Genomic DNA, 22,507 nt, shown 5'->3' on the forward strand with positions numbered 1-22,507 from the left:
AATATGAAATTTGAAGAATTTGATCAAGAAGATATTTTGCATTTGTTCAATTGCATTTCACAAGAAGTGGATCAGTTATTCTTTTTGGTGGATCATGCATTTAGAGTTCAATACATCAATAAGGCTTTTAGTCAATATGTTAGAAAAAACATCTCCGAAATTATTGATAAGGAATTTGGGGATGCATTAGGATGCTCAAATATAGAAAAAGATGCTGCTAGATGTGCCTTCACCAGTTATTGTGGATTTTGTGAAATCAGATCCAATCTTCATCAAGTTTTTGACAAGAAATTAGAACGTGCAGAATTTGAATTGGTTAGAGAGTTTATGATTGTGGATGAAGTATTAGTGAGGCGTCTAAAGTTTAAAATTATTCCCATGCAATTGCATTCAAGCTCATTTGCTTTAATAATCATGGACGATATTGGCTCAAAAAAAGTGTAGTATTCATTTGATAGTTCAAAAAATAACTCAATTATATTTTAAGTAATTTCATTCCAAAGCATTTCTTATTTTTGTGGTCAAATATTCCAATAATGAAGTTTTTATATTTAGCCTTAGGAGGAAGTATTGGGGCAATACTTCGATATTTAGTCTCACTCTATTCCATTAAGTTTTTAGCTTGTGGTTTTCCCATTGGTACATTATTGGTGAATCTGATTGGGTCTTTTTTGATAGGTTTTGCCTTTGTGCTTTTAGGACGAGAGCAGATAGCGCCAAACTTAAAAATATTTCTTTTTATTGGTATCTTCGGAAGCTTTACCACTTTCAGTACTTATATGTTTGAGTCTTATGAGTTTTTTAAAATGGGCGATATAAAAATGGCCTTATCCTATATTGCCATTTCTAATATTTTAGGTTTGTTAATGGTGTATTTAGGTTTTGTATTGGCTGAGTATATTGAATAAATGAATGCTTAATGTTTTCTTTAGAACCTCACTATAATTGGCGGAAAGTATATACCGCAGAAGAAGACCCCAACTCTCCATTTTATGGTAGAGTTTATTCTGAGTTTGAATTTAGAAATGCCATTTATGATACTGTTATTCACCCTCAGTGGGATGAGTTTGGCTCTTTAACACTGTATACAAAGATTCTGTTTACAGATTATGATATGGGATTCGTTATTATGGAGTTTATTGGTGAATGGAACGATTTGCTCTATAATGATATTATGTATTTATATAGAAATGTGATTGAAGAATTGATAGAGCAAGGTATCAATAAGTATATTTTAATTGGTGAAAACGTTCATGCTTTTCATGCTGATGACGATGCCTATTATGAAGAGTGGTTTGATCAAATAGAAGATGGCTGGATGGTGGGGCTCAATTTCTTTGATCATAATATGTCGGAAATAGAACAAGCTCGTATTGACAATTATATTAGTTTTGAAGACGAGTCGGAATTTGAAAACTGGCGAACTTATCAGCCAAAGAAGCTATTTGAGAAAATAGATAAAATGATGACATATAGACTAGGTGAATAAATTTTTGATAAAATGAGAACACTACAGATTAAAGTATTAGGTCGAGTTCAAGGAGTTGGATTTAGATATTATACAAACAAACGAGCTAATGAGTTCAATCTAAAAGGTTATGTGAAAAATATGAGTGATGGTTCTGTTTACATTGAAGCCGAAGGAGAGAATTCTGTTATTAAGACATTTGTGTCCTGGTGTGAAAGAGGCCCAGCATGGTCTAGGGTTTCTGAATTAAAAATCTCTGAAATACCCTTTGTAGGGTACGAGAGCTTTGAGATTAAATAGTGTTCGTCTATAATGCCCAATTTCATCGTTATTGCTCAAAATTCAAATCCTCAAATACACTAGTATTCTGCGTTTTGAATTATTCACATGCCTAGAACCTGGACTTCATGGTTCAAACACTCTGCTTTGTTGATTTTAAATTGTTTGTCTTATTGCATTTAATATCTCCCTCTTCCCTGGAGGGCCTGGTTTTTTCTCAATCTTAAAGCCGCAAGATTTCAGAGCTCGTTTTACTATTCCCTTGGTACTATAGGTACTCAAAACACTTTCAGGTTTCATTGAACAATAGATTTTCTCAAACAATTCTGAGGTCCATAATTCAGGCTCCAAATCGGGATTGAAAGCATCAAAATATACCACATCATATTCTTCGTTAGGGAGATTAGAATCAATAATAGACTCCTCCATTTTTGTTAATGAGAAATTAGAATCTAATTCAAAAGTTTCATTCCATTTAGAATCATGAATTTTTGAAAATATTTCTTCTGATTCTGGCATGTTGACTTGGGCAGAATAATTGAGCTGATTCCAAATATCCTTTTCAACAGGATAGGCTTCAATAGCATGATAGTTTATTTTAAGTCCATTTTCTTTGGCATAAATCCAAGTGAGTAAAACGTTGAGCCCAGTTCCCATTCCAACTTCTAAAACAGATATGGTTTTGATGTTTTGTAATACTCGTTCCAAGCCGTTTTTGATATAAACATGATTAGATTCTTGAATGGCTCCATGGGTGGAATGATACTGCTCATTCTGGCCTATAAGTTCAATGGTATGTGAGCCATCTTCACTGGTAATGATTCTTTTCTGATACATTCGGCAAAATAACGAAATCATTTCTTTAAAAGGTACTCTGTTTTTCGATTCTTAACAGATTGTTTATTATAAATGAATTTGACAAGCTTGATTTGACTTGAGTTTTGCACTACATTTGCCAGATGATGTTAAAGAAAATTACAGCATTATTCTTTGTTTTGTTTTATTTGCTTATTTCGGTAGGTTTTACCGTGTCTCTGCATCATTGTATGGGTGAAACTACGGTGAATATTGGAGAAGCAAAGTCTTGTTGTTGTGATGGTGAGGAAGCTAATAACAGATGTTGTTCCGATGTGGAGAAACTAATTGTTTGGGATTCTGACCACCAACTATCATCTGCTTTTAATTTCGAAATGAATGTCTCATTTGAAATAAAGACCCCTTTCGTTTTTTCTTTTGAAGAGCCTATTTTGGATGAAGTGACTCATCTCTTTTTAGACCTACCACCTCCAAAACTCCAGAAAATATTTCTTTTAATTCAACGATTTACATTTTACGAATAATACTTTGTGCCATTTAATTTATGAATGGGTTTTTATCTATTTATAAGACTATGTGTGCAATAATAATTTTTAATAAATGTAAAAATGAAGAATATAATTTCAGTATTGGCTCTTACATTATTGGTATTAATGATGATTTCTCCTGCCGATATAAATGCTCAAAAACCTAGTTCCAAAACGATTATTACCGATAGCCTTTTTGTTAGAGGTGTTTGTAATAGTTGTAAAGAGCGCATAGAGAATGCCGCCTTAATTAAAGGAGTAAAGAAAGTTTCCTGGAATAAGAAAACTCAATATTTAACAGTTATCTATAAGCCTTCAAAAATAAGTCTCAATAAGATTGAAGATGAGGTGGGGTTGGCCGGGCATGATACAAAAGACAAAAAAGCATTAGACAAAAACTATAACAAATTACCTGCATGTTGCGCCTATAGGTCAGGTATTGCTCCTCATTAATGAGGATAATAGTATTTATTTGTTCGTTTTTCTTTGTGTTGGGATTATTTGCGCAACAAAATCCTGTACTAAAAGGAAAAGTTACCGAACAAAATAGTGAAGCCTTGGTTGGTGCTAATGTTTATTGGTTAGGGACTAATATTGGAGGAAGTTCTGATGTTAATGGTTTATTTGAAATTGAGGAGTCTGCAAAATCGAGGACTCTTATTATCAGTTTTACTGGTTTTGTTAATGATACCATCCTCATTCAAAATCAATCCTTTGTGGAGGTGGTTTTGCAGTCCTCTGTTGAGTTGAACGAGGTAGAAGTAGCTGCACGAGTGAAAACTACGAGTATCAATTTCATGGACCCCATAAAAGTAGAAACCATTGGAGAAGAAGAACTCTGCAAGGCTGCTTGTTGTAATTTGAGTGAGAGTTTTGAAACTAATCCTTCTGTTGATGCATCATTTACCGATGCTGTGACCGGAACAAGGCAAATTCAAATGCTGGGATTGGCTGGTCCATATACTCAAATCACTCGTGAAAACATCCCCGATATTAGAGGATTGTCGGCCATTTATGGCTTAGAATATACACCAGGCCCTTGGGTAGAAAGTATCAGTTTGATAAAAGGAACTGGAACGGTTGTAAATGGATATGAAAGTATTGCCGGTCAAATTGATGTTTCCTTGAGAAAGCCTCAAACCATGGATAGACTTTATGTGAATCTGTTTGCAAACCAAGATGGAAGACTAGAGGCTAATGTGAATTTAAAAACTGATTTGAACGATAAGTGGTCTACAGCCTTATTACTTCATGCCAAGAATAATTATAATCGACATGATAAAAATGAAGATGGCTTTTTAGATATGCCTTTAGGTCATAGTTTGATTGCTTTAAATAGATGGAACTATAATTATAATGGAGTAGTTTGGGATTTTGGAGTAAAAGCAACTATGATTGATCATATTGGAGGGCAGAATAATTTCTATAAAAGTGATATCGGCTCCAATGAAATTTGGGGAATGCATACCAATACAAAAAGGGTAGAAGCTTGGAGTAAATCAGGATTTGTATTTGCAAATCACCCCAATAAAAGTATGGGCTTGCAGTTGTCTGGAATTTATCATGACTTTACAAGCGATTTTGGCTTACGAGAATATGATGCCAAACAACAAAGCTTTTATGCCAATTATATATTCCAAAATACTTTGGAAAACGATGCTCACATGTATAAAATAGGAGCAAGCTTTGTTTATGATGATTATCAACAATCTTTGGCTCAAACTCCATTTAATCATACAGAAATAATTCCAGGTGCTTTTGCTGAATATACTTATAATTGGGAAGAAAGGTTGAATATTGTAGCGGGTTTGAGAGGAGACTATCATAATCATTATGGCTTTTTTATGACACCGCGTTTACACATGCGATACTTGTTGACAGATGATTTAGTCATACGAGCATCTGCCGGAAGAGGTCAAAGAACAGCACAAATAATTTCTGAGAACATTGGTGTTTTAGCTAGTAATAGAGCTGTTTTAGTAAGTGCTGTTGATAATGATAAGCCCTATGGATTAGATGCTGAAGTGGCCTGGAATTATGGTGTAAATCTGAGTTATGAATTTGAACTGGATTATAGAACTGCTGTAATTAGTTTTGACGTTTATAGAACACAATTTGAAAACCAAATCATTGTGGATTTAGACAGCGATGTTCGTCAAGTACAGTTTTATAATCTCTCCGGAAATTCCTTTTCCAATAGTTTACAAGCCCAATTTGATTATGAGTTAATAAACAGGTTCGATGTTCGTTTGGCCTATCGTTGGTACGATGTTAAGGCAACCTATGGAGGTGAACTTATGGATAAGCCATTTGTATCTACTCATCGTGCTTTTGCTAACCTAGCTTATGAAACTAGAAATAGCTGGAAGTTCGATGCGACCCTAAATTGGCAAGGGCAGAAGCGATTGCCTTCAACTATGGATAATCCTGTTGAGTATCAAAGAGCGAGTCAGTCTCCTGATTTCTACTTGCTCAATGCACAGATTACAAAGGTGTGGAACGATAAATTGGATATTTATCTTGGAATAGAGAATATTCTAGATTATAAACAAAATGATCCAATTGTAGCTGCTGACCAACCCTTTAGGGAGAATTTTGACGCTTCTATGGTTTGGGGACCAGTCTTTGGTAGAAATATATACATAGGTTTAAGATATAGAATTAAATAAAGTGGAGAAGTAAATTTGAAGGAGCTGAGCAATTTATTTTGTTCAGCTTTTTTAGTTTCTTAGGGCAACTATCTTCTTGAAAATTACGGTATCTCATACTAATAAAATTAGTAATTTAGCTGTGAAACACATTTATCTCGCAATAAATCAAATCTATATGAAAACTTACCCCCTAAAAACGATCATTGCACAAGCCAAAATGCTATCTCCATTTTATAGAGATTTATATAAAAATCTTAAAGACGATGGATTTTGGACATTGAAAGATTTACCTTTAACAAAGCAAAAGCCCTTTTGGCAAGCCAATCAAATAAAAGACAATCAACTCCTTACTGGTAAACTCCACGATGGAATCGTGTTTAAGAGTGGAGGAACCACTGGAGCCCCTAAGTTTTCAGCCTATACTAAAATGGAATGGGAAACCATGACCACTTCTTTTGGTCAGTATTTTGGTTCAAATGGTTTGAAAACAGGCGATAGAGTAGCAAACCTATTTTATGTAGGAGAGTTATACTCTAGTTTTATTTTCTTGAGCGATACTATAGAAAGGTGCCCTGTGGAGGTGACTATTTTTCCCATTTCTGGTGCAGCGCCAGCAGAATTCATTATCAATACCATGAAAGACTTTGATATTAATGTAATTCTTTGTGTTCCTACTACTATCATGGCCTTGGCCGATCATATTAAAGCCAATCATATAGAGGGTATAAAGCTGGACACCATATATTTTGGTGGAGAAACCATGTATGAGGATCAAAGATTTTATTTGAAGGAAGTTTTTCCAGGAGTAGAGATTCGTTCTGTTGGCTATGCTAGTGTAGATGCTGGCTTATTAGGTTTTGCTGATGATAGCTGTGCCTTTAATGAACACCGTCAATTTGATGATTATAATATTATCGAGATTATTGATGAGGACACTGGGCAGCCTATTGATGAAGTTGGGAAACATGGTAAAGTTTATAGTACTAATCTTAGTCGTTTGCTCATGCCTATTATCAGATATCCAGTTGGTGATAATGGCTTTTGGGTGGAAGAAAAGGGTAGTGTAAACAGAAAGTATAAAATTCTAGGACGTTCAGAAGAAGGAGCGAGAATAGGCCCTGTCACTTTTTATGTGGAGGATTTTCAGCATATCTTAAGTCAATTCGAAAGTGAGTTCTCTGTTTCTAATTCGCAAATGCTAATAGAACATTTCGATCACAAAGATTGCTTGACGCTAAAAATAGCCGTTCATGAAAAACCTAATGATATTCACCTGATGAATGAGGCTATCATACAAATGGTTTACAAGGAACGTCATATGTTTGAAGAGGAAATTGCTAAGAGAAAAATACAACCTATCAAGATAGAGTGGCTGGATTCAGATCAATTAGAAATCAATAAGCGAACTGGGAAGCTCATCCAGATTATTGACAAGCGATTCAAGTAGTATAAAGCATTAAAACCAAAACAGATGAGTGAAAATAATAAAGAATTAAAAGTGCCAGATCATTCTGCCTTATCAAAAGTGCAAGACTTATGCGATATTCCTCAACCTTATTTGCAGTCTGAGGAAATGGATACTCTGTTCCTAGATGCTATGAAACAAAGTGTAGAATGGCATAAAAGTAGAAATCCTTTCTATGACAAATTATTAAAATTAAATCAGATTCAATCTGAGGATTTAAAGAATCTTGAGGATTTACAAAAGCTTCCCTATATCCATGCTAATTTCTTTAAAACGCATGAAGTACCAACGGTTTCTAAAGAAGATGTTGCCATAACATTAACCTCCTCAGGGACCACTGGACAAAAAAGTCAGATGTTTTTCGATGATTGGTCCATCAATTCTGGACGGAGGATGGTAGATTTCGTTTATGATTATTATGGTTGGAATACTCCTGAAACTAAAACCAATTATATAGTTTCCAATTATGAGCCAGAACCAGATTCTACTCGTGGAACCACAAATACAAGTAAATTCTTAACCCATTATGCTCCTGCTAATGATATGTTTTATTTGCTTCGTTCCAATGGGCGAGGAGGTCATGAATTTGATGCCTTTGGAGCCATTGAAAAATTAAAGAAGTACGAGAAAGAAGGATTACCTGTTAGAGTGGTCGGATTTCCATCTTTCTTTTATTTTGTGATTAAGCAAATGATGGATTTAGGAATGCCTCCTCTAAAACTCAATCCAAAGTCATTGGTTTTTACCGCCGGTGGATGGAAAGGATATGCCGACCAGCAAATATCTAAAGCTGATTTTGCAGCATTAGTAGAACAGCAATTAGGAATTCCTGAGAGTCAATGCCGCGATGGATATGGTTCTGTTGAGCACTCAGTGCCTTATATCGAATGCCCAAAGCATCATCTGCATGTTCCAATATGGTCAAGAGCCTTTATTAGGGATACTAAAACGCATGAGGTTATCGGTTATAATAAACCTGGGTTTTTATGTTTCGTGACTCCTTATATCACATCTGTGCCTGCCATTAGTGTAATGATGGGTGATTTAGCTATGTTGCATCCAAGTGATGAATGTAGCTGTGGTATTGAAACTCCTTTTATTGAAATACTCGGTAGAGCAGGTGTTTCAAAGAATAAAAGTTGTGCAGTATCAGCATCAGAGTTATTAAAAAAGGAAAGTGTTTAATTCAAGAGGAAAAACAATGAAAAAAGAACATTTATATAGAGGAGAATGGATTTCTGAATCAGAATTAGCCACTTCATTGAATAGATTAGAGGAGGTCATATCTCAAGATTTATCTATTAAATTTAATCCACTAGTATTATTAAAAGCAGCAGAAAAAGTAAAATCAGATATTGAAAAGGAAGTGCCTCAAGAATGGATGGCTTCCTTAATGCTGTCTGGTCAGACTGAACAAGCTGCTCAGCAAACCATATCCGTGATTGCAAATTTCTTTAATCAAGACGATTTAAAGAAGAAATATATCAGAGAATTAGGAAGTTTAGAACCGTTTATTCCAAAGCGTTTTGATTTTAAGACCAACGTGTTCGAAGCTTGGGCTCCTCTGGGTGCTCTTGTTCATATTGTTCCAGGAAATGCTGCCACCGTTGCACCACTTAGTGTATTGGAAGGCCTAATGTCCGGAAATATAAATCTCTTGAAAAACTCCAGCAAAAATGGGAATTTCCCTCAATTGGTTTTAAAAGCATTAGTGGATGCTGATGGAACAGGACATCTTAAATCATTTGTTTATGCTTTTCAAATCTCATCAAAAGAGGAGGTGCTTTTAGGGAAATTATATCAAGTTGCCAACGGAATTGCAGCTTGGGGAGGAGAAGAGTCTGTTGCTGCTGTTAAGAAAATGGCTGCTCCATCTGTTAGAATTATTGATTGGGGGCATAAGATTAGTTTTAGTTATGTGGCGAAAAGTAAAAAAGATGATAGACCAAGTTTAGAGGCCATTGCTTATGATATCTGTGTGATTGAACAGCAAGCCTGCTCCAGTCCACAGTGTTTGTATTTAGATACTGATGATCAAACAGAACTGGATGAATTTGCCAATCATTTTTCTGAGATTTTAGAACAGGTTTCCAATACTTTTCCGCAAAAGAATCCAAGCATACAAGAGAGTGCTGAAATTTCTGGAATTACTCAAGTCGCTCGTACTTCTGAAGCTCTAGGTGAATCAAAAGTGATAGAATCAAATGATCATATTTGGAGAATTATTGTTGATTATAAATCCTCATTACGTCCCTCTCCTTTATACCGTACTATTTGGGTGAAACCTTTGTCCTCGAATAAAATAGTTTCTGTTCTAGAACCATTTAGAACCTATTTGCAATCGGCTGGATTGGCATGTCAGAGAGAAGAATTGTATGACTTGTCTACCAAATTGTTTCAAGCTGGAGTAACAAGAGTCATGCCTCCAGGTAAGATGCTCAATGGATATGCAGGGCAGCCACATGATGGAGTGTATGCCTTACAAAGATATTCCCGAAGAATAAGCTTAATGGCAGAGGAATTAACAAAGGATATTAGTGACTTTTCTGAATTAAAAACTCAAGATGTATTGCCTTTTTCAACAAATACAGCTGTGACTACCAAAGAGGATTATTTAGCCCATCATATTTCAGAAGAAAATGCTCAATTATTTTTCAAAAGTGGTGGTACTACAGGTAAGCCTAAAAAGGCAGTTTACACCTATGATGATTATCATGTGCAAATGAAAGCAGGTGCTGAAGCCTTGTTTTCGGCGGGCTTAAATCCTGAAACGGATAGATGTGCCAATCTGTTTTATTCAGGGCATATGTACGGTGGATTCATTAGCTTTTGGAGTATTTTGGAATTTCTCCAAGCCAAGCAATTTCCTATCACCGCTATCCCCGATTTTGATCAATTAACCGAAAGTATAATAGATAATAAAATTGATACCCTTTTGGGAATGCCGTTTTACTTATCGCAGCTGTTTGAGCATTCTTTTGAAGAACTGAAAGCTTATGGAGGTTTGGAAAAAATATTCTATGGAGGCGAACATTGGCCCGAAGAGCAATGTATAAAGTATCAGAAAGCTTTCGGAATAGAAATGTTTAAATCCGCTGTCTATGGTAGTAATGATGCTGGACCTTTGGGCTATGCTTGTTCTCATACGCAAGGAAGTGTGCATCACTTGCTCACCCAGACTCAATATTTAGAAATACTCGAATTAGATAGTTTAAAACCTGTTGAAAAAGGGGAGGTAGGAAGATTGATTTTTACTTCCAAATACAGAAAAGGACAGAACCTTAATAGATACGAAATTGGCGATTTGGGTAGGTGGATTGAAGGAGATTGTCCTTGTGGAAGAAAAGCACCTCGCTTTGAATTATTAGGTCGTTTTGGCGATATTTTCAAGATGGGACCACTATTTAATTATAATGAATTTGTGGCGGTTTTGGAGAAGGAGTTTCATTATGCTGGACAATTGCAACTTGTTCTTGATGTTGCAGATGATGGCCCTCAATCCATATTGATGAGGATAGAACAGAAATATAAATTGAAAGAAACTGATGTTCTAAATGCTATTAGAAGGGCATTTCCAACCATTGATGTAGTGAATGAGAATCAAGTTCTGATAGATTTAAAAGTTGATTTTATTGACGAAGAGCAATTTGAGCAAGTGTCCACCACTGGAAAATTAAAAAGGATTATTGATAAAAGAACTTTGTAATCATGTTGAGGGAAGTGAAAATACATATTCCAAATGCTGTAGAGAGTATTTCTATTAGTTCTGCCTCCATAAAAGAGTATGCGCACCTTGTTGGTTTTAGGAGGAGGGATGCTAATAAAATTACCCAAATCACGGAGGAGGTTTTGAAACAAATCATAAAGTGTTTTTATTTGGAAGAACAAGTGGACGAGATCATTGTGCACTTGGAGCACATTACAGAAGGTTTGAGAATTACAATCAACGATCATGGTATTCCAATGGATGTCGAGAAGATTCAATCTTGTGATGATCATGATCAACAAGGTTTTGGTATGGTCAGGAAAATGCTTCATCAATATATGAATGTGGTGAGTTTTGAGGCGAAAGGGTTTGCTGGGAATGAAACCATCTTTGAAAAGCATTTGAAACCAAAGAAGCAAATTTCAGAAACCGATGAACATTCTATTCTCCAAGAAGAATTAGAACATGAAACCCATAAGGATATTTCTGTTCGTTTATTAGACAAGGAAGAATCCAATGCCATCTCAAAGCTCGCATACATTGCCTACCATTACAGCTATCCATATGAATTAATCTACATTCCTAAGAAGGTACAGAAGGAAATAGAACGTAAACACATGTTTTCAGCAGTTGGTATCCTTGGAGATGATAATAAAATCATTTCACATACAGCTTTGGTCTTGTCTGACTCTAGTTCTAAAACTGCTGAAATAGGTATTGCTTTCACCGACCCTATGTATCGCGGTTATGGTTGTATGCAAAAGCTATGGACTTATTTAATTGATGATGTTGCAGCTAGCATGAAATTGTTTGGTGTTTTTGCTATGGCGGTTTGTTCTCATCCTTATTCACAAAAGGCTTGTCATAAGATGCAATTATTAGATACTGCTTTATTGGTTTCAAGGGCTCCAGTTTTAGGTTTTGAAAGCATAGAGGTGGAGGAAAAGCAAAGAGAAAGTTTAATGATTGCGTTTCGAGTTCTGAACCAACCTGAAAAGGTGACTTTCTATGTTCCAAAGCATCATAAGAAAATGGTTCTGGCTATTTCGAAGCAATTGGGATTGAATGCTGTTATTGCTAAACATCCTCTTTTTTCTTTTGATAGCAATCATACCTATTCTAACTTGGAGGTTTCTAATGATGATGTATTTAAAGTTTCAAATATTGTGCTTAATCATATAGGTAGAGATATAAAGCAGGTATTTGAAGAGAACCTACAAAAATTAAAAAACGCTCGATATGAATCTATTTATCTATTCTTAGATTTGGCAGATTATCATACTGAAAAATATACCTCTTATTTTGAAAGTAAAGGATTTTTCTTCGCAGGAATCATGCATAAAGAAAATAGGATGAATTTGGTTTTACAATATTTAAATAATCAGGATTATCATTTTGCTAGTTTACAAATTGCTTCTGATTTTGGTCAGGTGTTGGCAAATTATGTAGAGGCTGAATATGAAAAGAATAGAATTTAGAAATTTTTTAGTCTTAGTTAATAAAATAGAAAGCTGAATATGAAAAATTACCGCTAAATATTAAAATCTATTTAAAGAATTAGCGTGAATAATTATGATATGAAAATGTCATAAGCTGCTTTTGCTTGATGAAATAACCATTTTTCTCCTGAGATAAGTGTAAATTCTTTTTCTTTTTGGAAAGGGATAAATTGAGAATTTGGATAAATAGCATCCAAGATGATATGATGGTTTTGTAGATGTGAAGTTTGAATTAAGCTGAAAGGACTCGGAACAGTATTTATTATGAGATGAAACTCTTCAATATTGATGTTTTCTTTGGAATTCATTGAAAAATCTTCAGCAAGACTTTTGGCTTTAGAGTAGGTGCGATTAAGGATAGTAGTATTTACATCAATAGAATTCATGGCAAAGGCTGCTGCTCTAGCTGCACCACCTGCACCAATGATTAAACAATTTTGAATTTCTGAGACAGCGATTACTTCCTTAATGGAATTCAAAATCCCAAGATAATCAGTATTGTCTCCATACCATTGCATCTCTTTTTTGAACACGGTATTTACGGCTCCTATGCTTTTTGCCGAATCCGATAATTCATTAAGAAATGGAATGATGTTTAGTTTAAACGGAGCAGTTACATTAAAGCCATCATAAAGATGCTGTAGCTCCTTTAATTCTTCAATTTGCTCTAGCTCAATTTTCTCGTAAACTCCATTTATCCCATTCTCCTCAAAGAATTCTTTAAACAAAACAGGACTTTTTGAATGAGCGATTGGATTTCCTAAAACGGCTAATTTTATTGATTTCCCTCCTCTATAATTCATATAGGCCTTTTGAAAACCATCATAATCTAATTGACCTTTAGCAGTTGATTTACTTAAATCATAAGCTGTAAAAGTAAAGGCTCCTCCATTTAGAATACTTTTTATTCTACTTTCAGTTGCTAATTCACCCATGCCAAGACAAATGATATTTTGATGAGAATTCTGAGTCTTAATTAGTGTATCAATATCATCTGGACTATGAAGCAGTGTGGCAATCTTTATTAAATCGGCTTTAGAGGATGCCATTTTAGAAATCCTCTCATCTAGTATTTTTGGAGATGGAGTCTCATTATAATTATGGTAAGAGAGAATGAGTTGACAAGATGATTGAGAAAGAGGAGCATAAAGAGAAGGGAGCAATGTTCCATCATGTTCAAGATCGATGTCAATATAACTATAGTTTGATTCTATGGCCTTTAAATAGGCTTCTAATTGAATATCATCAGAAAAATTTCCGCCACGACACGTGAAAATTAGTGCATTATCTGTACTGCTTTTAATGGGTTCGATATCATCAATTCTTAGTTGACTCAAGTCGAATCGTAATTCTCCCAAACTTTTGATTTTCTCAACAACATCTATAGCTGCACTCAAATCATCTGTAAAAAAGCTTTCACAAACTCTTCCATCTAAACTTCTGTTCCTCATGCTGCAAATCTAGATACTTTTTGCTTTCCATTCCTCATTTTCTCGTATCCATAATTCCTTTATTCCTAAACGTCGAATCAGTTCTAAGGTATTTTGATATCCAAGGTCAATATCTGACAACTTGTGAACATCTGCATTCATCTGGAATTTTATATTTTTATTCTTGAGGATGTTCAAAAAGGAGAGGTGTGGGTAAGTAGTAGGTTGTTGTGATAATTTCAGTCCTTTAGTATTGATTTCAACAATCACATCTGATTGCTCCAATGTATTTGCAAAATCTTCCAATAGGTCTCCATACCATTTTTTGGATAAAATTGTGGGGTCATTTTTTAAGGCGTGGCTGATTATTTTATCTGGATGACCAATTACATCAGGAGCATCGTTTAGAATCATTTTTGTACTCAATTCAAAATAATGTTCCATAGCAGCTCTCAAATTATTATCGTAATGTTTGGCTAAACCATCAAGAAATTTTGAGTATGGGCCATCCATTTCAAATAATTCAGATATTGGGCCTTTGCCTATAAAGTGAATACTTCCCACTGTATAATCTAATAAATGTGCATAGGAGGAAGGACCTTGAACCTCATCAATAAAATCCACTTCAAGGCTTTTAAAGATTTCAATTCGACTGTTGTATTTTTCTTTAAGGCGATCTACTTCTTTCAAATATCCTTCGAGCATTTCAGCCTTCATATTCCAAACGCTTCCCCCAGGAATAGGAGCATGGGAGCTGAATCCATAAGATTGGTATCCTTTATCAATACAGGCGATAATATAATCTTCTAATTGATGAGCGCCATCACAATACTTGGAGTGGCTATGGTAATTATATGGAAAAGGAGAAGTCATATTTATCATATTTTAGAAGTAAAAAGGATTTGCTTAACTTTGACCGAAAATACGAAAAATGGAAGAACAGATTATAAAAAATGGAAAGTTACAGTGGGAGCCTGGAACTATGGTTTATCCCATTCCTGCTGTAATGCTGAGTTGTGGTGATCACAAGGATAATTATAATATCATTACCATCGCTTGGACCGGGACTTTGAATACCAACCCTCCCATGTTATATGCTTCCATTAGGAAGAATAGACATTCACATGAAATAGTTTCTAGAACTAAAGAATTTGTAATCAACTTAACCAATAAAGATTTGGCTTTTCAAACAGATTGGTGTGGTGTTAAAAGTGGAAAAGACTATGATAAATTTAAATCCATGAAGCTGACCCCTAGAAAAGGAGAAAAAGTAAATGCACCTATTATAGTGGAGTCTCCTGTAAATATTGAATGTAAGGTCACTGAAATAAGAGAACTGGGTACCCATGATATGTTTGTAGCTGAAGTAGTCAATATACAGGCAGATGAGAAATATTTAGATAAAAGAAGTGGCAGTTTTGAGCTATTCAGAGCAAATCCACTCGTCTACTCTCATGGCCATTATTATGAACTAGGCGATCATCTTGGTAAATTTGGTTTCTCGGTGATGAGCGAAAAGGCTAAAAAGAAACAGCCTCAGGTGAACTATAATAGGCGAAAATAATTATTAGCACAAATAATTGGTAGAATAGGTAGTATTGTGCAAAAGGCTTCAAGGTCGAAGTTTTTGCAGGTTTTAAATTCGGGAGTTTACAATAGTAAATGACTGGATTTGAAAGCAAAAAAGACGAAGAGATTGGCGCTTTTTGCAAATACTAAGAAAGCCTCCTCTAAAACGAATTAGAGGAGGCTTTTATATATTTAGAAATAAGTATTATTTCTTCTTCATTTGTTTAGGATCTAAACCTCTTTGTTTGGCCATATCTTCCATCTTTTGTTGGAATTTAGACTTCTTAACAGGCTTTTTCTTATTGGCTTGTAATTGTGCATGTATTTTATCCTCATTAATGGTCATTCTAATTAAGTACATTTGGAGGAAGGTGAACATATTAGCTAAGAAATAGTAATAACTCAAACCAGATGCATAGCTGTTAAACATTCCTAAGAACATAATAGGCATCATATACATCATGGTTTTCATACCTGGCATTTGATTAGAGCCAGTCCCCATCATATCATTATTTACTTTGGTGTAAATCAAAGTAGATATAGTCATTAATAATGTAAATAGACTTACGTGATCACCATAGAATGGGATTTCGAAGGGGAGATCTAAAATACTATCATAAGAAGATAAATCGTGAGCCCAAAGGAAAGATTTCTGTCTTAACTCAATAGAGGAAGGGAAGAAACGGAAAATTGCAAATAAGATAGGCATTTGCAATAGCATAGGAACACAACCCGCTAGAGGATTTACCCCCGCTTTTTTGTAAAGATCCATGGTGGCCTGTTGTTTCTTGACCGCATCTTTGTCTTTAAACTTCTCGTTTATCTCATCTATCTCTGGTTTTAAGACTCTCATCTTTGCAGAGGAGGTATAGGTTTTGTATGCGATTGGGAATAGTACCAGTTTCAATAAAAGCGTAAGAACTAAAATGACGATTCCATAATTCCATCCCCAGTGACCTAACCAGTCGAATACATTAATTACAATGTATTCATTAATCCATGCCAATAAGAAGAAACTCCATCCAATTGGGATTTGCTTTTCAAGTTCAAGGTCAAATGACTTTAATCTCTTAAACTCATTGGGACCCATATAAATCTGCATACCAAAATCCATATCCCTAGTATTACTCACCGGAATACCAAGAACAGTAGACATGGTCATTTCATATTTAGGATCGTTTGATGGCATATAATACTGATTGATCTCGCCATTCATGAAAGCCTTGTCAGCAATAATACTAAGACTAAAGAATCGTTGTTTAAAACTGACCCACTTTACCTTACTGGCTAATTTTTCTGCTTCTTCTTCATTGTCAGAAAGCCAATCTACATCATCCTGAAAGTATTTATAATAAATAGCAGAACCATTAAAGCGGTCTACAATTTTTTCTTGATTTCTAACATTGGCACTCCAGTTGAAGTCTATATATCCACTTCTACTATCCACCAAAGTTTCCATGTTCTTCATTCTTACATTGAAGGAATACATGTATTTGTTTCCATAGATGGTATAAGCATACTCAATATATTGGTGTTGATTATATCCTTGATTGGCATCGGGAAATAAGCGCATACTTATAGTTACACTATCGTCACCAGAAACTTCAACTTTTTGTCCTTGGTAAGGTCTGCCATCAATAAATGCTTGAAAATTATGATCTTGAGTGTGTATTAGACGATTGGCAGCAGAAAACACAAATCCAAATGTGGCAGTATCGCCTTTGAATAGAACTAAAGGAAGGCTGTCGTTGGTTTGATAATTTATTAACTCAGCTTGTCTCACTCTACCTCCCAATGACTGGAAGTCGAGTTTCATCACTTCATTTTCTACATTGATGATTTGATTCTCCCCAACTGAGGAATTAGCAAAAGCCCCAAATTTCTGTTGTAATTGCTCTTGAACTACACCATTATCAATTACTTGAGTATCCTCAAGTTGAGTAGGATTAATTTGGTTTTCCTGATTATACTGTACTCGATTTATAGAGTCCTGATAGCGAAGTTCAGTTTTAACTAAAGCTATAGAATCCATTCTGTTTTGATAGGCTAGTTTTTCTTCTTCTGATGGAGCGTTCCACCAAGAAAAGCCAAAAAAGATGGCAAATATTAATACTAAACCTATGATTGAATTTCTATCCATGTTGCATTTTCATTTTAGGGTGCAAATGTACGTTTTTCTATTTGATTGACATAACGTAAAAATGTTAGGGATTTAAGCAAAAAAATAGCCGAAAGAATTATGATTACTTCCGGCTATATTGATGATATGTGTTAAGACAATTACTTACGAGTCGTATTCTCTAATGATTGTGCATGACGAGTTCTGATATTTTTTTGTGTTTGAGATTTTATGTTTAATGTTTCTGGAGTTTCATGTTTTTTCTTGAAATCTCTGTTTGAAATAATACCTGATTTTTTTAAATCACTTTCTACCAATATTCCTTGGTTCAAAGTCCATGGGAAATTAAACTCTTTTCCTTGTTCCCAATAGGCATCCGTATTAGTGCCTACTATACTTGCATACACATTGGAATTATTTAGGGCGTCGTAATATCCAAAGTAGTATTCATATCCATCGTTTGGAATATTTACATCTTCGTCGAATTGGTATTCAGTGTCATAATTAATACTCCAATTGTTTAAATCATGTGCTCCATAATTCTGTGCACTTAAGAAGAAGAAGTCTTCACTGATATTTAAATAAAAGACTGGGGAGTCTTCATTGCTGAGATTTATTGTTTCTTGCCAAGTTAAAGTAAGACCCAATTGTTGGAAGTTTACTGTTTCACCTTTAGTTTCGGCTTGATAGGTTATTGCTCCCGGATTTGATGGGAATATATAATTAATTCTATCTAAAACTGGAATTTGAAGCCATTCGAAACCTGGAACTTTTATATCAATAATAGTATAAGTTGGATTAAAGAAGCTTACTGAATATACCCCAACTTCCATATCTACCTCAACACTGGCATCTCCACCGTTTGAGGTAATGTTCACCACACCAGAATATAAATCATTCGACAATCCAGATCTGTCAGCAATCACCCAAACTCTATCTTCTTGTCCTGGGGAAAGGTTTCCAGAGTTTTGAGAAAAGCTCATCCAGCTTGATGAGGTAGTCAAATTATATTCTAACATACCTTCGCCATCATTGCTAATGGTAATGTAATCTCTATCAGAATTAGCTGCTATTTTTATATAGTCTATATCCCACCAAAGAGCTGGTGGATCTGGATAGGGATTTAATATGGTTACTTCTACAAAACTACTTCCACCATTACTTTGTATGTTTATGGAACCAGTATGCAAACCATAATCTAACCCTGAAGTTTCTGCATTTACTTGTATTTTTGCCAATTGATTAAATCCAATGCTGCCAGATGATGGGCTAACGCTCAAGAAATCGTCGTTTGTTGATACTTGGTAATCCATGGTAGCATTTCCCATATTTGTGATTCCAAAGAATTGAATAGTTTCATTCTTTTTAAAAATGATTTCTTGACTATCTGTATATAATTGAGCTGGTCTGTCATCTTTTCTACATGAAGCAAAAAGAAGAACAAATACGCTGCTTAAAATGATAAAAGATATGATTCGAGTTTTCATGAGCTTTTTTTTCTGATGATTATGTTAATAGACTAACCAATATCGTACCAAAGTTTTAAAAACAGAAGGATATTATTTCTAATGACTTGAAATTATTCTTCTAGTTGCTTTGTTTGCATTATAAAAGAGGCATAAAAAAACCGTCCCTAAAATAGAGACGGTTTATTATTTAGATAAAAACTCTAAGAATTATTTCTTCTTCAAATTTTTAATTTCATCTTCGAATTTGCTGATGATTTTTTTAGCTTCTGATTTTAAGTTTTTCAACTCTTTTTCAGCTTCTTTACGAGCTTTCTTTGCCACTTTCTTCGCTTCTTTTTCAACAACATCAAACTCAGCACTAACAGCATTACCAATATTTTTGGCACTACCTTTTAGAGCTTCTTTTGTAGCGTCAGCATCCCAAGCACCTTGCTTAATGTTAGCATGAGCAGCAGCTAAACGAGCGATTGGTACACGGAAAGGAGAACAAGAAACATAACCGAATCCTAAAGTATTACAGAACTCAACAGAACTTGGCTCTCCACCATGCTCTCCACAAATACCAATCTTGATATTTGGACGAGTTTTTCTACCTTTTTCAACAGCAATCTTCATTAGGCTACCAACACCTGTTTGGTCAATAACTTGGAATGGATCTGCATCAAGAATTCCTTTGTCAAGATAAACAGGTAAGAATTTACCAGCATCATCTCTTGAATAACCAAAAGTCATCTGAGTTAAGTCATTAGTTCCGAAAGAGAAGAATTCTGCAGTTTCAGCAATTTCGTCAGCAGTTAAAGCAGCTCTAGGAATTTCAATCATAGTTCCAACTAAATAATCGATTCTATCATTTCTTTCTTCGAATACTTTTTCAGCAATAGATCTCACAATCTCTTCTTGCATCTTCAATTCAGCTTTAGTACCGATAAGAGGAATCATAATTTCTGGTTTAGCAGTAATTCCTTTAGCTTTTAGGTTTAAAGCAGCTTCGATGATAGCACGAGTTTGCATTTCTGTAATTTCAGGATAGGTATTTCCTAATCGACAACCACGGTGACCTAACATGGGGTTGAATTCGTGAAGATCTTCAACTTTTTGTTTGATATCTTCAACAGTAAGTCCCATTTCGTCAGCCATCTCTTTTTGGTTTTCTTCCTCGTGAGGAATAAACTCATGCAATGGTGGGTCGAGTAAACGAACAGTTACAGGAAGATCGTGCATCGCTTGGAAAATACCTTCGAAATCTTCTCTTTGAAGTGGTAATAATTTAGCAAGAGCTTCTCTTCTACCTGCTTCATCTTCTGAAAGAATCATCTCACGCATAGCTTTAATCTTATCACCTTCGAAGAACATATGTTCTGTACGGCAAAGACCAATTCCTTGTGCACCAAAGTCACGAGCTACTTTAGAGTCGTTAGGAGTTTCTGCATTAGTTCTAACTAACATTACAGAATGTTTGTCAGCTAATTTCATTAACTCACCAAAATCACCACTCAACTCAGGCTTGATAGTAGCAATTTTTCCTTCTAAGATTTCACCTGTTGTTCCGTTTAATGACAACCAGTCTCCTTCCTTGAAAACTTTACCATCAACAGTCATAGTTCTCTTCTTATAGTCGATACGAAGACTACCAGCGCCAGAAACACAACATTTACCCATACCACGAGCAACAACAGCAGCGTGAGATGTCATACCACCACGAGCAGTTAAAATACCATTGGCAACATTCATTCCTTCAAGATCTTCAGGAGAAGTTTCAATTCTAACTAAAACAGCGTTTTCATATTTTTCACATTCGTCAGCAAAGAAAACAATCTGTCCAGTAGAAGCGCCAGGAGAAGCTGGTAAACCTTTGGTAACAACAGTTCCGCTAGCAAGAGCATCTTTGTCAAATACAGGGTGAAGTAACTCATCTAATTTGTTAGCTTCAACTTCTAATAAAGCTTCTTTTTCAGAAATCATACCTTCTTTAAGCTTGTCCATGGCAATTTTAACCATAGCTGCACCAGTACGTTTTCCATTTCTTGTTTGTAGCATCCAAAGTTTACCATCTTGTACGGTGAACTCAAGATCCTGCATGTCTTTATAATGTTGTTCTAGTTTGTTTTGCAACTCATCTAGTTCCTTATAAATTACAGGCATTGCTTCTTCTAATGAAGGGAAGTTAGCAGCTCTGTCTTCTTCAGAAACACTAGCAAGAACAGCCCATCTCATTGAACCTTCTTTTGTAATTTGCTGAGGAGTACGGATACCAGCAACAACATCTTCACCTTGAGCATCAATTAAGTACTCGCCGTTGAAAAGGTTTTCACCTGTACCAGCATCTCTTGTAAAGGCAACACCAGTAGCTGAATTAGCACCCATGTTACCAAATACCATGGCCTGAACGTTAACAGCAGTTCCCCATTCAGCAGGAATATCATTTAATTTTCTATAGTAGATAGCTCTTTTTGTCATCCAGCTATCAAAAACAGCCATTACAGAACCCCATAGTTGTTCCCATGGATCATCTGGAAAATCTTGACCAGTTTGAGCTTTAACGGCAGCTTTGAAACGCTTAACCATTTCTCTCAAATCGTCAACGCTTAAGTCTTTATCGTCTTCAACGCCTTTTTCTTCCTTAATAGCTTCAATAATTTCTTCGAAAGGATCGATGTCTTCTTTAGATTCAGGTTTCATTCCCATAACTACGTCACCGTACATTTGTACGAAACGACGGTAAGAATCCCAAGCAAAACGATCGTTTCCAGATTTTTTTGCGATACCTTCAACAGCAGCATCGTTCAAACCTAGGTTTAAAACTGTATCCATCATTCCTGGCATAGAAGCACGAGCTCCAGAACGAACTGAAAGTAAACATGGGTTTTCTTTGTCACCAAATTTTGTACCCATCATTTCTTCTACTGCTTTAACAGCAGTCTCAACTTCTTCTTTGATTAGACTAACTACGTAATCACGACCTTTGTCGTTATAAAGGGTACAAACTTCGGTAGTAATAGTGAAACCAGGAGGAACTGGAACACCAATTAAATTCATTTCGCAAAGGTTAGCACCTTTACCACCTAATAGGTTTTTCATGGTAGCATCACCATCGGCTTTTTTATCTCCCCAGAGATAAACGTTTTTTTGATTTTTTTCTTTACCCATTATTATGTATTTTAAAATATATAAATTTCGTTTTTAGGACTGCAAATTTACAAAATTTATGCTTTCATTTGCGTTAAAATTTCATAAGGCAAATGATATTTTCGATTACTGAATTTCAAACGATTGCGGTGGTTTTTTGTGTTCTTATTTCATTTCTTTTTGATTCTATTGTTATCATTACTAATAAACACCACTACTTGTTCTATTGGTGGATGAAAAAAACACCGAATTTCATGTTTAGAGAGAAGGAAATAGTCAGTTGATTTGTGTGTTTAAGCCAAGAAATATTGTTCGGTGAACTTTTTTAAGCATATTGTTTTATTGGTTTATTCATATTTATGTGTTGAAAAGTAGCAATCTTT

General features: G+C 35.1%; 18 protein-coding genes. 12 read left to right on the plus strand and 6 right to left on the minus strand.

Features of this window, described 5'->3' with window-relative positions; genetic code table 11:
- The first annotated feature begins 3 nt into the window (after positions 1–3).
- From HNS38_RS01510 to HNS38_RS01525, 4 genes are all read left to right on the plus strand, one after another.
- On the plus strand, positions 4–444 hold the full coding sequence (locus HNS38_RS01510; RefSeq protein WP_172277938.1) for a hypothetical protein: 441 nt from the start codon (positions 4–6) through the stop codon (positions 442–444).
- Positions 445–536: 92 nt separating this feature from the next.
- Positions 537–908: a fluoride efflux transporter CrcB gene (gene crcB, locus HNS38_RS01515; RefSeq protein ID WP_172277936.1), complete on the plus strand. Its 372-nt coding sequence runs from the start codon at positions 537–539 to the stop codon at positions 906–908.
- 11 nt (positions 909–919) lie between these two features.
- Positions 920–1,489: a hypothetical protein gene (locus tag HNS38_RS01520; RefSeq protein ID WP_172277934.1), complete on the plus strand. Its 570-nt coding sequence runs from the start codon at positions 920–922 to the stop codon at positions 1,487–1,489.
- A 12-nt stretch (positions 1,490–1,501) separates the two neighbouring features.
- A complete protein-coding gene (locus tag HNS38_RS01525; protein ID WP_172277932.1) occupies positions 1,502–1,768 on the plus strand; it encodes an acylphosphatase in 267 nt (88 codons plus the stop codon).
- Positions 1,769–1,903: 135 nt separating this feature from the next.
- Here HNS38_RS01525 and mnmD read toward each other — a convergent pair whose 3' ends face one another.
- Positions 1,904–2,605 carry a tRNA (5-methylaminomethyl-2-thiouridine)(34)-methyltransferase MnmD gene (mnmD, locus tag HNS38_RS01530; RefSeq protein ID WP_172277930.1) on the minus strand — a complete coding sequence of 234 codons (702 nt, stop codon included), beginning with the start codon at positions 2,603–2,605 and terminating at the stop codon, positions 1,904–1,906.
- 101 nt (positions 2,606–2,706) lie between these two features.
- On the opposite strand from mnmD, the gene HNS38_RS01535 reads away from it, so the two are divergent.
- The 7 genes from HNS38_RS01535 to HNS38_RS01565 all read left to right on the plus strand — a co-directional run bounded on the left by HNS38_RS01535 (position 2,707) and on the right by HNS38_RS01565 (position 12,390).
- A complete protein-coding gene (locus HNS38_RS01535; RefSeq protein ID WP_172345865.1) occupies positions 2,707–3,087 on the plus strand; it encodes a hypothetical protein in 381 nt (126 codons plus the stop codon).
- An 84-nt stretch (positions 3,088–3,171) separates the two neighbouring features.
- The gene (locus HNS38_RS01540) at positions 3,172–3,543 is read left to right on the plus strand and encodes a heavy-metal-associated domain-containing protein (protein WP_172345866.1); all 372 of its coding nucleotides are present in this window, start codon (positions 3,172–3,174) and stop codon (positions 3,541–3,543) included.
- Positions 3,543–5,759: a TonB-dependent receptor gene (locus HNS38_RS01545; protein ID WP_172277924.1), complete on the plus strand. Its 2,217-nt coding sequence runs from the start codon at positions 3,543–3,545 to the stop codon at positions 5,757–5,759. Before HNS38_RS01540 ends, HNS38_RS01545 begins: the two co-directional genes overlap by 1 nt.
- A 157-nt stretch (positions 5,760–5,916) precedes the next feature.
- Entirely contained in the window at positions 5,917–7,188 is a 1,272-nt protein-coding gene (locus HNS38_RS01550) for a phenylacetate--CoA ligase family protein (protein WP_172277922.1), read from the plus strand.
- Between the two features lie 24 nt (positions 7,189–7,212).
- Positions 7,213–8,391, plus strand: coding sequence for an acyl-protein synthase (locus tag HNS38_RS01555; protein WP_172277920.1), 1,179 nt, complete (start codon positions 7,213–7,215; stop codon positions 8,389–8,391).
- 16 nt (positions 8,392–8,407) lie between these two features.
- Entirely contained in the window at positions 8,408–10,912 is a 2,505-nt protein-coding gene (locus HNS38_RS01560; protein WP_172277918.1) for an acyl-CoA reductase, read from the plus strand.
- Between the two features lie 2 nt (positions 10,913–10,914).
- Positions 10,915–12,390, plus strand: a complete 1,476-nt coding sequence (locus tag HNS38_RS01565; protein ID WP_172277916.1) for an ATP-binding protein — start codon at positions 10,915–10,917, stop codon at positions 12,388–12,390.
- A gap of 92 nt (positions 12,391–12,482) precedes the next feature.
- On the opposite strand, the gene HNS38_RS01570 is transcribed toward HNS38_RS01565, so the two are convergent.
- Positions 12,483–13,862, minus strand: coding sequence for a bifunctional type I 3-dehydroquinate dehydratase/shikimate dehydrogenase (locus HNS38_RS01570; RefSeq protein ID WP_172277914.1), 1,380 nt, complete (start codon positions 13,860–13,862; stop codon positions 12,483–12,485).
- A 9-nt stretch (positions 13,863–13,871) separates the two neighbouring features.
- Positions 13,872–14,714 carry a histidinol-phosphatase gene (locus tag HNS38_RS01575; RefSeq protein WP_172277912.1) on the minus strand — a complete coding sequence of 281 codons (843 nt, stop codon included), beginning with the start codon at positions 14,712–14,714 and terminating at the stop codon, positions 13,872–13,874.
- 58 nt (positions 14,715–14,772) lie between these two features.
- On the opposite strand from HNS38_RS01575, the gene HNS38_RS01580 reads away from it, so the two are divergent.
- Positions 14,773–15,405: a flavin reductase family protein gene (locus HNS38_RS01580; protein WP_172277910.1), complete on the plus strand. Its 633-nt coding sequence runs from the start codon at positions 14,773–14,775 to the stop codon at positions 15,403–15,405.
- 210 nt (positions 15,406–15,615) lie between these two features.
- Here the strand turns inward: HNS38_RS01580 and yidC are convergent, their stop codons facing one another.
- From yidC to ppdK, 3 genes are all read right to left on the minus strand, one after another.
- The gene (gene yidC, locus HNS38_RS01585) at positions 15,616–17,550 is read right to left on the minus strand and encodes a membrane protein insertase YidC (protein WP_172277908.1); all 1,935 of its coding nucleotides are present in this window, start codon (positions 17,548–17,550) and stop codon (positions 15,616–15,618) included.
- Positions 17,551–17,690: 140 nt separating this feature from the next.
- Positions 17,691–19,016 carry a hypothetical protein gene (locus tag HNS38_RS01590; RefSeq protein ID WP_172277906.1) on the minus strand — a complete coding sequence of 442 codons (1,326 nt, stop codon included), beginning with the start codon at positions 19,014–19,016 and terminating at the stop codon, positions 17,691–17,693.
- A gap of 189 nt (positions 19,017–19,205) precedes the next feature.
- Positions 19,206–22,145, minus strand: coding sequence for a pyruvate, phosphate dikinase (gene ppdK / locus HNS38_RS01595; RefSeq protein WP_172277904.1), 2,940 nt, complete (start codon positions 22,143–22,145; stop codon positions 19,206–19,208).
- Positions 22,146–22,507 lie beyond the last annotated feature (362 nt).

This window comes from Lentimicrobium sp. L6 (assembly GCF_013166655.1).
Lineage (GTDB): Bacteria > Bacteroidota > Bacteroidia > Bacteroidales > UBA12170 > UBA12170.